Source organism: Shewanella avicenniae, assembly GCF_017354945.1.
Lineage (GTDB): Bacteria > Pseudomonadota > Gammaproteobacteria > Enterobacterales > Shewanellaceae > Shewanella > Shewanella avicenniae.
Map to the genome: position 1 here is coordinate 2,950,874 of NZ_CP071503.1, position 13,787 is coordinate 2,964,660.

Annotated in this window: 10 protein-coding genes and 2 pseudogenes; all 12 read right to left on the minus strand. The window is 39.5% G+C overall.

All coding sequences use genetic code 11. The features are described from left to right. Nucleotides 1-9 precede the first annotated feature (9 nt). A pseudogene (gene rfbD, locus JYB87_RS13080) lies at nt 10-900 on the minus strand (dTDP-4-dehydrorhamnose reductase); the annotation flags it as partial. Between the two features lie 68 nt (nt 901-968). Further along, nucleotides 969-2,438 carry an undecaprenyl-phosphate galactose phosphotransferase WbaP gene (wbaP, locus tag JYB87_RS13085; RefSeq protein ID WP_207353920.1) on the minus strand — a complete coding sequence of 490 codons (1,470 nt, stop codon included), beginning with the start codon at nt 2,436-2,438 and terminating at the stop codon, nt 969-971. A gap of 123 nt (nt 2,439-2,561) precedes the next feature. Beyond that, the gene (locus tag JYB87_RS13090) at nt 2,562-3,995 is read right to left on the minus strand and encodes a phosphomannomutase (protein WP_207353921.1); all 1,434 of its coding nucleotides are present in this window, start codon (nt 3,993-3,995) and stop codon (nt 2,562-2,564) included. Between the two features lie 4 nt (nt 3,996-3,999). Further along, entirely contained in the window at nt 4,000-5,418 is a 1,419-nt protein-coding gene (locus tag JYB87_RS13095) for a mannose-1-phosphate guanylyltransferase/mannose-6-phosphate isomerase (protein ID WP_207353922.1), read from the minus strand. After that, nucleotides 5,415-6,599 (minus strand): glycosyltransferase family 4 protein, encoded by a 1,185-nt coding sequence (locus JYB87_RS13100; protein ID WP_207353923.1) that lies wholly within the window; start codon nt 6,597-6,599, stop codon nt 5,415-5,417. The genes JYB87_RS13095 and JYB87_RS13100 overlap by 4 nt, the downstream gene beginning before the upstream one ends. 94 nt (nt 6,600-6,693) lie before the next feature. Next, nucleotides 6,694-7,806 carry a glycosyltransferase family 4 protein gene (locus JYB87_RS13105; protein WP_207353924.1) on the minus strand — a complete coding sequence of 371 codons (1,113 nt, stop codon included), beginning with the start codon at nt 7,804-7,806 and terminating at the stop codon, nt 6,694-6,696. Next, entirely contained in the window at nt 7,784-9,124 is a 1,341-nt protein-coding gene (locus JYB87_RS13110) for a hypothetical protein (RefSeq protein ID WP_207353925.1), read from the minus strand. Before JYB87_RS13110 ends, JYB87_RS13105 begins: the two co-directional genes overlap by 23 nt. 28 nt (nt 9,125-9,152) lie before the next feature. After that, nucleotides 9,153-10,184, minus strand: a complete 1,032-nt coding sequence (locus JYB87_RS13115; protein WP_207353926.1) for a glycosyltransferase family 2 protein — start codon at nt 10,182-10,184, stop codon at nt 9,153-9,155. 7 nt (nt 10,185-10,191) lie between these two features. After that, nucleotides 10,192-10,764 carry an acyltransferase gene (locus JYB87_RS13120; protein WP_207353927.1) on the minus strand — a complete coding sequence of 191 codons (573 nt, stop codon included), beginning with the start codon at nt 10,762-10,764 and terminating at the stop codon, nt 10,192-10,194. A gap of 1 nt (nt 10,765) precedes the next feature. After that, on the minus strand, nt 10,766-11,749 hold the full coding sequence (locus JYB87_RS13125; RefSeq protein ID WP_207353928.1) for a glycosyltransferase family 2 protein: 984 nt from the start codon (nt 11,747-11,749) through the stop codon (nt 10,766-10,768). Further along, a complete protein-coding gene (locus JYB87_RS13130; RefSeq protein ID WP_207353929.1) occupies nt 11,733-13,094 on the minus strand; it encodes a hypothetical protein in 1,362 nt (453 codons plus the stop codon). Before JYB87_RS13130 ends, JYB87_RS13125 begins: the two co-directional genes overlap by 17 nt. Before the next feature lie 161 nt (nt 13,095-13,255). Further along, nucleotides 13,256-13,686 (minus strand): annotated as a pseudogene (locus tag JYB87_RS13135) (IS30 family transposase); the annotation flags it as partial. Nucleotides 13,687-13,787 lie beyond the last annotated feature (101 nt).

Genomic DNA, 13,787 nt, shown 5'->3' on the forward strand with positions numbered 1-13,787 from the left:
TCAGATGGGTTATTGAGGTAAATATTGCTGCAAATTTGCTAATGCACGCTGCCAATTGCTCGGTTCAATGCCAAACACCTGTTGGATTTTATGGCAATCTAAACGTGAATTAGCTGGGCGTCTGGCGGGTGTAGGGTATTCACTAGTACTGATAGCGTTAACCGTAGGCACCTTGTCCAACAAGGTTAACTCCGCCGCTTTGCTAAAAATGGCCTCAGCAAAGCCGTGCCAGCTAACATGTGGTGCACCGGAAAAGTGATACACGCCCCAAGCACTAAACTCAGGCTTCAACGCCTGGGCAGCCATGGTTAACAATGCATCAGCAATATCACCAGCGTAAGTCGGACCACCGAACTGATCGGCCACCACATTTAAGCTAGCGCGCATACTGCCGACCCGCAGCATGGTTTTAACAAAGTTATTGCCATGCTCACCAAATACCCACGCGGTGCGTAAAATGAGGTGCTTAGCGCAATGCTGCGCGACCGCCAACTCACCCGCTAATTTAGACGCGCCATACACCCCTTGCGGTGCCACGGGATCGGTTTCTAGGTAGATGCCTGCTTTATCACCAGCAAACACATAATCGGTAGAAATATGCAGCAGTAGCGCATTACAAGCACTAGCGGCCTCAGCAAGATACTGTGGGCCGTCGCGGTTAATGGCATAAGAGGCTTCTAACTCAGTTTCTGCTTTATCTACCGCCGTATGCGCGGCCGCATTGATTATCACATTCGGTTGAAACTGCGTTGAGGCTTGCAATACAGCAGCACGGTCAGTAATATCCAATTCATTTCGATCTACTGCCAGCACCTGCCAGCCCAAACGCTCCGCGCGTTGCTGCAAGCTCGTACCAACTTGACCGTTGGCACCAGTCACCATCAACTTAACTGTCATATAACTCCCTAAAAAATAAAGGCTACCCTATTCACGGTAGCCTCTTATAATCTTGTTGCTAAACCTGTTAACTAATACGCGCCATCACGATGTAGTACAACACCCACTGTCTTAAACAAAATGGCAATGTCATACCAGAGTGACCAGTTTTTCACATACCAACCATCAAGGTACACCCGCGTTGCATAATCCACATCGTTACGGCCACTGACTTGCCATAAACCACTCATGCCGGGTTTTGCCATGCGATAGTATTCAGCATCATCCCCGTAACGTTCGAGTTCGACATCCACCACAGGCCGCGGGCCGACCAAGCTCATTTCGCCTTTTAACACGTTCCACAGTTGTGGCAGTTCATCCAAACTGGTCTTACGCAGAAAATGTCCGATGGGTGTAATGCGAGGATCATTTTTCAGTTTAAAGTCTTTAAACCATTCTGCCCGCGCTTGAGGGTCGTTAGCCAAAAGCTGCTCTAACACTTCTTTTGAGTTACTCACCATAGAACGGAACTTTAAACACTTAAACTTACGCCCGTGTTGGCCAACGCGCTCATGACCATATATTGGCGACCCACCATCACGAGATGCCTTCCAAGCGATAAATCCTAGAAATGGAGAAAGTACCAAGATCAGTAGTGAGGACACAACAATGTCAAAAGTACGTTTTAGAAACCTTGAAGAAAAACGCGCCAAGTTGTTGTGCACGCGCAACATCAATAGTTCGTGGCTAAAAAAGTGCGACATATCTGTACCGTATAGCGGCACGCCACGCAAAGTAGGAATTATAGATATATTTCTCATTCCCTTTGCTGATAAATATCTTAACCAATTATCTCGAAGTTCCGCTTGCTCATACTCAAAAGCTAGGAAAAGCTTAGTTTTTTTATAGTTAAGAATTACGTCCTCCATTGCAATATTTAACAATGGAATACCTTCAATTGGTGACTTTTTGCAACTTTCGTTAGGCGCAATAAAGCCTGCAACTTCAAATCCCATCAAAGCTTCACTCTTGATAGCCTTATACGCATCAGAAGCATTCACACCGCACCCAACAATAAAACTGGGAAATTGCCAAAATCCAGCTTTACGCAACCCCATCTTTGTTGAATATCTGAGAATAGGAACGAGAATTAGGCATAAGCACCAAAGCACCAACCATTGTTCGCGAGAAAAATCCCATTTTGACAAAGCAACCATTGCCAAATCAGCCACTGCCATCGCCAAAATTAGCTGTAAACACTCCTTTAATTCACTCCAAAAGGGTTTACGGTATGTATAATGACGAAGTTTTGTCCATGACCATAACAGCCCCAAAAGAACAATAACGGTATAGCTCCACACTCTTGCGGCTCCGTTATCATTTGAAGATTGCACTAATAATTCACTGGACGTGAATACATTTTCTCCGATTACGAAAAACACTAATGCAAACGATATCGTAAATGCAAAGATGTCTGAAAGAAGTAAACTTGCTTTGTTTATCATTGGAGAAAAAGTCCGAGAAGATACACGAACAGCCATGTCAAGTTGAGATATATCCATATCTATTATCCATAATCTTAAATTGCACAGTGGGTAACATTGCGCACTAGTGTCAGTGATTATAGGGATTATTAAATTACCTTTAAATAGGTAGACTAATAATATCTAAACGAAGAAACTATTCTAAAAAAGCGCAGCGTGAGATATGGCGGTTAAAACCTTATTAACCAAAAACTTAGCATCATGCTCACTTTCTGCCTCAGCATAACAACGCAGTTCTGGTGCATTGCCGGAAGGTCGCAAATGTACCACAGTGCCATTAGACAAACTCAGGCGTAAGCCATCAGTGGTATTTACCGCCGACACACTAACCTCAGTCAACCCCAACGACTGCAGCAATGCGCTTGGATCAGCTTCACCTTTTGCCAGCAACGCCATGCTGCGTTCACGGGCAAAATCTTTAATGCGATCTGAGCCGGTATAACGCGCGGGTAACGCAGCGACCAAGGCTGACAACCGACTGCCGTTGGTAGCCGAGAGCACCATCAACGCCGGCAATAACGCATCACGTGTTGGCAATGCGGCTAACGCCCTACCCTGCCAAACGATGTCGCTACCCAAGAGGAAACCGCCGTTAGCCTCAAAGCCAGCAACATTGGCATATTGCTGCTGCAACTGGGCAAATTCAGCAATCACGTAAGGCGAACCGATACGCGTTAACACCACATGGTTAAAATAGCCACAGGTCTGAATGCTGGAATTACAACTGACAGGCACCGCTAATGCGTCGATCTCTAATGCTTTAGCACACAGCAACCCCAGAATATCACCCCGCAGCCACTGGCCCTGCTCATCCGCCACTAACGGCCGATCGCCATCACCATCTGTCGAAAAAATCGCATCAAACTGATACTGCTGTGACCAAGCTAATGCTTTGGCCTTGTCTTCAGCGCTAACCGCTTCGGTATCAATCGGCACAAACTCATTGCTACGTTCAAGGGCAACCACTTCCGCCCCAAGTGCCGCGAACAACGGCCCGTACAAATCACGGCCGGCACTGGAATGCTCATAAATACCAATGCACTTGCCCACTAATAAATCCGCCGGGAATAGACTTAAGTAACGCTCGGTATAAGCGCTGGCTGCAGCGGAGCTGGCCGGCACAGACACCGTCGCCCCATTAAATTCAAACTCAACATTAGCGGCTAAAATCGCCTGCTCATCCGCTTTGGTGATTTCACCATCAGGGCGATAAAACTTCAGCCCGTTGCGATCGAACGGAATATGGCTACCCGTCACCATGATGCACGGCATCTGGTCTTGCATCGCTTTGTAGGCCAGCGCAGGTGTTGGCACCACACCATAATAAATGGGTGTGATGCCAGCATCGGTCAACGCTTGCATACATGCTTGCGCCATTGCAGGGCTGCTCGGCCGATTATCAATAGCAATAGCTATATCGGTAACAGCAAATTCGGCCTTTAATGCAGCGACAAATGCATGAGTAAACGCTGCACAAACCTCTGGAGTAAAATCTACCACTAAACCGCGTGCGCCACTGGTACCGAAAGCGATACCTGACTCACTGATTACGACTTGGCTATTAAAACTTGCCATAAACTTAGCCCTCAACTCGGCCATAGCGGTCTTCAAAGCGGACGATATCGTCTTCACCTAAATAGGAGCCTGATTGCACCTCAATCAGTTCCAACGGCAATTTACCTGGGTTTTCTAACGCATGAATAATGCCGATAGGAATATAGGTAGATTCGTTTTCCGTCACGAGGAAAGTGCTATCGCCGTTAGTGACTTTGGCGGTACCCGATACCACAATCCAGTGCTCCGCACGGTGGTGATGCATTTGAATAGACAACTTCTCGCCCGGCTTAACGGTAATGCGCTTTACCTGATAACGTTCGCCCATATCAATAGAGTCATACTTGCCCCATGGACGATACACTTCACGGTGAATACGATGCTCAGTGCGACCATCTGCTTTGAGCTGTTGCACCACTTTTTTAACGTCTTGCACATTATTTTTGTGTGCAACTAACAACGCATCTTTGGTTTGTACTACCACTAAGTTGTCAACGCCCACCAAACTGACTAAGCCAGTTTCGGCAAACACATAGTTGTTAGCGCTATCAAAGGACATTACATCGCCTTTGTTGACGTTGCCCTGTTCGTCTTTAGGTGAGATTTCCCACAATGAAGACCAAGAACCCACATCAGACCAACCTGCGTCCATCGGCACTACCACAGCGTCCGCAGTTTTTTCCATCACCGCGTAGTCGATAGATTCGCTTGGGCAAGCCAAAAACGCCGCTTTGTTCACACGAACAAAATCTAAATCTGGATCGACCGTACCGACCGCTTTCTCACAGGAGGCATAAATATCGGGACGATAGGCTTTCAGCTCTTCCAGGTAGCGCTTAGCGCTAAAGAGGAACATACCACTGTTCCAGTAATACTCACCGGACGCCAAATAAGCGCTAGCAGTAGCAAGATCTGGCTTTTCAACAAACTGTGCGACCGAAAATGAAGAACCTTGCACAGCGCCACGTTTGATATAACCATACCCGGTTTCTGGAGCAGTTGGCACAATACCAAAAGTAACTAGCTTGCCCGCTTCGGCATGTGTCACGGCTACTTGCACAGAGTTAGTAAAAGATGACTCATCACGGATCACGTGATCGGCAGCGAGCACCAACAGCAACGGTTCACTTCCGTCAATAGCTGCTTGCAATGCAGTAAATGCAGCAAGCGCGATCGCTGGCGCCGTGTTGCGCCCGGCGGGTTCTAGAATAATGTTGCTAGCTAACTTACCCTGCTGGCGTAACTGCTCGGCCACTAAAAAACGGTGGTCTTCATTACAAATCAACAATGGCGCCCCACAACTTAACTCGCCTAAACGGCTAATAGTGGCTTGCAACATGGTTAGCTCACCATCAACATTCAAAAATTGTTTAGGAAAAAGCTCACGGGACAAAGGCCACAAGCGGCTTCCGGTGCCGCCAGCCATAATAACAGGGGTAATCATCGTTGCTCCAAATTCTTAATTAAACTAACCCACTTAGATCTAATCACTTCCATACGGAAATTGAGACTAAAATACTGATATGCATTTAGCGATATATTATCACGAAAACTCAAATCGTTAGCCAAACGCATAACTTGCTCAAAATACTCTTCAGGTGTGCCCGCCAAAAGTATATCTCGATTATTGTTGACATCTAAACCTTCTATCCCCTTTTGATTAGTAACCACTGGAAGGCCTAAAGAGAAAGATTCAACAATTTTTGTTTTTATTCCTGTACCTGAAACAATTGGGCTGAGCAAACAAACTGAATCTGCTACAGCCTCATGTAAATCGTCGACGAATCCTAAAAAATTAACATTAGACAAATTATAACGAGCCTTAAAATCATCAGAAGTCCGACCAATTAAATCTAAAGTTAGAACAACCCCATTCTGGATAAACACAGGAAATATCTGATTAACTATATAATCAACAGACTGTTGATTGGGGAAATAATCAAAATTACCAATTAAACTTACACGCACTGAAGAAACTTTTGAATCAGTGTTTTCTATTAAACAAGAAAATCTTGACACTCGCCTGGAATAATCAGGCACAGACATAGCTATATCTGTAACATCTAAGTTGGCCATTTCAGAGAGCATCTTAGATTCAACGGGAGAAACAATAACACGACCATCGAATTTACTGGCATAAAACAACTCGCGTTTTCGAATCCTAGCCGACTCAAATTTAAGAACAGCCCTAATGATAAGAGGGATGAAATATAAAACAACCCTAGGCAACTTACTCTTATAAAAGCCTAAAACATCAACAGCACCACCACTTTTATAAAGATTCTCGTAGCGCAGTGAATAAATATCATCATAATCTAGAACTGAAATCGCGCCAGAAAAACCATTAACCAGCAAATAAGTTGCCATTCTAACACTATCAACATATACAACATCGATATCTGAATTTAAATGGGAGTTGATAATACGCTGTGCTTTGTAAGAATAGAACAATGCCTCATTCAGAGACCAACGTTCTAGAAGCACTTTAAAAAAAAGATTTTTAAATAACTCCAAAAAACTGGGCTTTGGTAGCGTAACAAATTTTTGCTGACTATCTTGGCAAATCTTACATTTATCGGTATCAGAAAAAGCCAATACAACGACTTGAGAAAAATCAGCGAACACCTTAAAGGCCGTCCTCAGAACCATTTTTCGGCCACTCAATTCGCCACTGAGTGGCCGAGTTAACAACATTAATGAATGCAACTTAACCTCAACATCACGAATTAAACAGTTTCAACAACAACTCTGCACTTCGATCCCAAGAGTAGCGGCGAACATTAGCCAAACTACGTTGTTTGAAATCAGCATACTTATGTGCATCGTCAAGTAAAACTAAAGCACCTGCAATTTGTTCAGCCGAAAATTCTTCTATATATACACCAGCTTCACCAGCTACTTCACCCAACGAAGTAACGCGAGACGTGACAACTGGCGTGCCAAAAGACATAGCTTCAAGCACTGGCAAACCGAAGCCCTCATAACTAGAAGGAAATAAAAAGGCGTGAGCATTTTGATACAAAAATGCTAACTGACCGTCTGATACACGGCCAACAAATAGTACTCTCTCACTAAAACCGGCAACATTAGTAAATCGTTGCTTTAAAGCTTCCCAATACTTTGGATCACCAAAAAGTACCAAAGTACTATCGCTATTAGCGCTATGTTCACTATAACGTAAAAACCCCTCGACAGATAAGATTGAATTCTTCCTCGGATCGCTCAAACAAACACTCAAATATATACGCCCAACGGGTAATTTGACCGATTCAGATCTAGGGAATTTTTTCGCCGACTCGTCGATTACAGTGATATCATCTGAGTGAATGTTTGAAAAATATGAACATATATCAGACTTCGAGAAATTTGATACCGTAATTATCTTATCAACTGCTTTTAATGAAAAAAACAAATTCATTTTATAATATAGATGATTCAATCTATGTTTTAACGAGGAAAAAGATAACTCCCTCAAAAACATAACGTCGTGCAACAATAAATAATTCTCGAAAAAAGAAGAACTCAAAAATGGCATCGTGTTAGCAGGGTGAAAAACTTTAGAAACTCGACTAAAGTTTTTTAATAAAAAATAAGGAAGTACAACATTTGACCACAACAAAAAGGAAGAGCAATTTAATATTTTGACCTCATAGCCGGCTGGTACACTTTCAATTGCCGCTTCACATTTGGGCACTATAATAACAAATCGACTACGGCATTCAGCAGGTATTGCATTCAAAATAGACTGTAAACAATAGGACATTCCGTTGCACTTACTGAGAACGAATCCATCTACAGCCACAAGACGTTTAAGACTTTCCATATATGCCATAAAGATTTTTCTTGTAAAGAATAGAGAGTAAAAACCACATAAAAATATTTGTAATCTGCCCTTGAAAAAAAACGAACAACAATACTAAAAAAACAACTCCGTGCATCGAATTTCCATATCCGCCCCCCAAAATACGGTTAAACTTACTATGTTTATATTGAGATTTAAAAATCACAAATAAGAACATTAAGAAGATAGCTAAAAAAAACACTCCAAAGTCGAACGCCGCGTTGAAAAGGTATGTCTGAGCTTTAAGTAAACCTTGTTCCTCAAATAATTTAATAAATCCGAAATGGTGATATAAAAAATAAAGATGAAAGCGCTCAACCATATCGATCCAAAAAACGGAAATACCACCAGCACCATACCCAAATGGATTAGTAATCATGCCTAACAACCCAATAAGATTAGAAATAAATCTGGTCGATGATGAAGGTTCGGCAAGAGAAGCAGCAACTAAAACATCAGAAATTGGTACATTATAATTGATAGAAGATACCGCCTGCTGAATCTGTTTAACGCGAGGAATATTTGATGCCAAAAAAGAAAGTAATGCTTCACCGAAAACGTAAATAATCGGCACAAAAACCAAAAAGCTCTTCACCAATGTTACGACATATGACTTTCTAACAAACAGTATTAAAATAACCAATAATCCCATTAGAGACTTTGTTGTAAGTATACACAACACCAGCAAAAATGAGTAAATTTGTAATTCAAATCTGGATATTATTGATTTATAAAAAAAAACTCTCAAACAGACTAATGAGACCGCAAAACCTGTCGCAGCATAACTCGGTTCAGCATATAAAAAAGATAAGCCCCTTACAGATGACGTATCAATGCCGTAGTGTCTCAGAAAGAAAACATCAGAAATATTTTGGTAACCATTCATAATTAGATTAATCGAAAAAAGATATCCGATTGCAATCATAAATGAAATAGAAATATATACCTTTAAAAAAATTGCTGACCAACCGTTAAAAAAATCCATCCTCCCAATAAAGATAAAAACAACAGGACCGATTAAATAGCTAAAATAAGCGACATAATTCACACTAGAATATGGAAAGGCCAAATCAAAGAAAAACCGTAAAAGTATCATTAATATCAAAAACGACAAAAAAACATCTGCCTTAGTCAACTTAAAACGGTGTCTATTTATGACAAAAAAAATAAAAGCAAAAAAAATGGAAAATATAGGCTGCGTTTCAACATCAATCCTCAAAAAGTTAAAATTCTGAAAAAATAATGATGCAAAAAACAACGAAGGAATCAAAAAATTTATATTCCTATCTTCCGATGAAAAATATTTCATATTTTATACTTTCACAGTAGCCTAATTCTTAAATTTTCGGTGTAGAACCCAAACGATCGCGGACATATTTGATAAAAAGATCGTAACGAGAAGACTTTAAAATATAACCTACTACAACATGAACATAAAAAAACATTTCATTTTTAAATCCAATATCCATGAAGCGCTTAACCATTAAAATATAGTTTTTAATCGGTAAATTCAATTGATCGCGAATGTAAGGGTAAAAATAATGAGCTAAATCTTTCTTAATCGAAATATAAGCATCATCAATATGAGTATTTTCTTCAATATCCTTAGCTATATTCAGCAAACCTTTAACCATATGAATCCGACCTTCCGGAACATAGCCGCCAGGTACAAAAATGCCTTTTTCGCCAGCGGCATTACCAAAATCCGGAGTTTCACTATCCCGAGAAAGAGTGATCACGTCACTAAAATAATACCCTTTACCCTCCGACACTAACATTCCAGCCAAATACATTTGGTAATATAAGTGGCCATCAAACTTATCGGTGGCAAGCTGTTTAGCTTTATCTACATTAACCACGAAACCAGAAATCACCCCAACACGACGAAAAAAGAAGCGAATAGCATCCAAACCTGGCTCAAAGAGTTTATCTGAAGGTAAATGCTTAACTGTATCAATTATTTCATTAGGGTTTGATTTAAACCATGAGTATGCACGTGTACATAACACTATCTCAGGTTCTTTTTTCAATGTGCTAATAACTTTTTCTAATGCACCAACATTAAGTAGGTCATCGTTCCCCAGAATCATACAATACTTGCCCTTTGCAGATTCTATGCAGTTCCTTAAATTTTTATCGTAGCCAAGATTGACAGTATTCAAACAAAGGCGCGCATTATCAATTGATTTAGCTTCAACATAACTATTGAATGCTTTTATAATTTGATCACGCTGAGGCGATACATCCTCGCAAATGACAACTTCGAACTCATTCTGATTAAAATCTCCTACCTGAGAATAAACACTATCCAACAGAGGATATAAAAATTCAACGCGATTATAAGATGGTATACAAATACTAATAAACATAAATTACCTAATTTAAATATTTAATAACTTTGGCAGGAACTCCCCCAATAACGCAAGGACGATAATACTGATCTTTAACCACCGCATTAGCGGCAACGATTGAACCAGCGCAAATATGGGCACCGGCAAGCACTACTACTCCATTACCAATCCAAACTCTTTCACCAATAAATACTTCTTTAAAATCGTCAAGAGCTCTCATATATGGCGGAATGGCGATATCCAGTTTATCAACATTTAATGTTCCGTGAGAATGATCTCCGATGTAGACATTACTTCCAATTAACGTATCACGTTCGATCGTAATTTTATAGGCACAAGAAATTCGAACACGATCAGAGAGCATCAAATGACTACCGATCTGTAGCTGTGGTTCAAATGACTGCCCACGATATTCTGTTATCGCTTGAATTAAGCAATTGTCACCTAAACGAATTTCACCGTTGATACCAATAGCTTTCCGACCAATAATCTTTGAGCCTCTACCTACGGACGATATTGGAGCGTTATACACAAATGAAAATACCTTAGAACGCACCTTTGACATAGCTTTATGAAGAAAAAAAAATAACGAATCCATATCAAAAAAAAATCCGCTTTAAAAAATGAAACGTATATTTTAGTATTTTAGGATATTTTATAACCTTACTAAAAAAAGCCCTATAATAAATATTATTAGCGTACGATTTATCAATTAAACTAATAGCATCACTTTTATCAAAGCGAGTACCAATCTTGTCATTGTAAAAGAATGGAATTACAAAGAAAAGCGAATAATTACTAAACATCTTTTTAATATGTTGGTCATTATCAAAAAAATAATTAACTATATATAATAAATTTTGGGAGAAAACCTTAACTACATTATATCCACCAGAGTTATCTTGTTGGGCTATAACCATTGGACTGCTAACATAAGTAAAGTTAGTGCCACTTAATAAAGAAGAGAATACCCATGACATCTGATAAAGCTTTGTACCTTCAAAATCAGAATAGTCCTCGACATTAATGTGAGATACTTGTCGATCAATAATTATACTAGATATAAATGTAAAATAAACACCGACTTTTTCTATAAAGGCCTCCTTTAAACTATAATTATGATAACTAATCTTATTTTTACATGATAACGCCTTGTATCGAGAGGAACTTTTTCTAATATAATATGGCTTTAAAAAATATATTGCAGATTCATTATTTTCAAAAAGCGTTAATAATTCCCTCAATGAATCAGAACAAATTTCTTCATCATCACCTAATAACCAAAAAAAACGTCCTTGTGCTCGCTCATATGCTGCACGAAAATTGCCATCCATACCTAAATTTTTACGGTGACGAATGTACTTAAACCAACTATGGTCCTCTAAAGTCGATTTAAAGTATTCACATAATGATTCTGTTGTATCCTGTGAATTATTATCCAAAACTACCAATTCAATTTGGTCATTATTAACGTTTAAATCTGACACCTGTTGGAATACAGATTCTAACAACCTTTCTAAATAGTGTGCTCGATTAAACGTAGGTATACATATTGATAACTTATAATTAAACGTTTTGTCCATAATTGTTCTTCATTTTGAATTTAGAGAAAATAAAATTCGACCCAAGTGCATAAAATAACCAAGACACCAAAAAATATGAAATTATCATCGAGAATGATGAAAAATAAATGCAACAGGTCAAAAGAACTATAGTGAGCAATATCGCTGTCAATACAGATAAAGTAGTATAAATTTCTATTTTGTGGGCTCGAATGAAAGTGGCCTGGCAAGCAACAATATGGTTTGCAAACATAGCTAACGACATAATCGCAAAAAACAAAGGACTCAATAAACGATCTGCTTGTTTTATATGTAAAAAATCTAGAAAAAAAAGTGACAGAGTAGCTATTGCAGTCAAAAATAAGTAAAACGAAGCAGACTGAATAAAAACTGTACGGTAGTGATAGAACACATTTTTATCTTTTTGGGAGATTAATTTACCCCACAAGGGGACCTTTGTAGTAATCCAAGCAAGAGACAAGGTGATCATCATATTTATAACAGTCATACTCATGCCAAGCTTACCCGAAAATTCAGGACCATAAAATTTAAATGCTAATGGGTTTATCAACTGAAATATAAAATAACCGCTCAACCAGCTCAATGACGTCCGCCATTGCATTGGATAAACTTCTTTTTTCCAATTGATTGTATTTTCGTACAAATTCCGCTCAACAATTGATTTTCTGAGGAGAAAAAAAAGATTTTTTCTCAACCATGAACTACCTACAAGTACAGCACTAATAGAAGTAGCAGCTGTAGCATAAATACCAAGATTAGTTACAATAAAAATACAGGCTAAAAATATCGTTACAATGGACTGACACAATCTAACTTTCGCGATATTTATTACGTAACCGCACCCTTCTGAAAAGGATAAAAATGCATTTACCACCAAACTCATCCCCGATGTAATTACAAGCAAACACCAAGGGATAACTATATTTATATCATTAACCGTATTGGCGGAGTCTAGTTTTTTTTCAGTAAAAAAAAATAGCCCCGCTGGTATTAAGACAACTAAAACGACTAAGAAAATCAGTATATAGCTTACCCCTGTTAAACGACAAAGTGACAGCAATCTGCCTAGAGATTCCTTATCGCCTGTTATTTTAGAGTTATCTATTCTCAATTTAGCCATTTCATGACTTGCAAACTGGGTAATGATTGTCCCCAAACCTAATTCAAATACAACTTGAAAGGCAATAACACTCATAAAAGCAAAGTAGTATCCCTGCAGCTCAGAGGACATAAAACTTGATATTAATACTAAAACTAACACCCCCCCCAATAAAGAAGTAAACTTTCCTAAAATGACAAAAAAAACCGCAGAATCCACACCAATTTTTTTAAAGAGATTTTTCATCTATAATATCTATAACATAACCAAATGAAAGTAAGCTATTAAAACTTTATAACCCTGAATTCAACTGCAAAGTGCAACACTCGCCAATATCAAGCAGGCAATGCCATTTCTTTAAATCAAATTGTTGGCTGCTTGAAGTCTAAACATGTTCTTGGTCGTTAATTTATCCGCAATAAAGCGAATTCAATTTCGCTATCTGTTACCGTTGTTAGGTCGGTTCCTTTCTTCACATATCACCTTAAAAGACCGTTAGCATTCTCATTGGCTCCACGCTCCAAAGAGCTATAAGGGTGGGCAAAGTACAAATCGGATTCCGACTCTTGGACGATGGTTTCATGACCCACAAACTCTCTCCCGTTATCTGCCGTGATGGTATGTACATGCGCCTTGTAGCTCTATTGTTGCTTTGGTGATATCACCCGCTGACTTGGATGGCACTTTCTTCACCACGTAAAATCGTATTTTACGCTTTGAAATAGTCTCCATAGTGCCGTGCTTGCTACTTGCCTAATACGGTGTCAATCTCCCAATCACCAAATCGCTCCTTACTGTCAACGATGCTTAGCCTATCATCGTTCGAAACGGCATTCTTCTACACCTTCCCTTGAAGGTCGCACTTATTCTCTTAAATCAGGTGTATAATATTAATTAAGCCAAAACCTGATAATTAATTATAGATCTTGTTATATAATT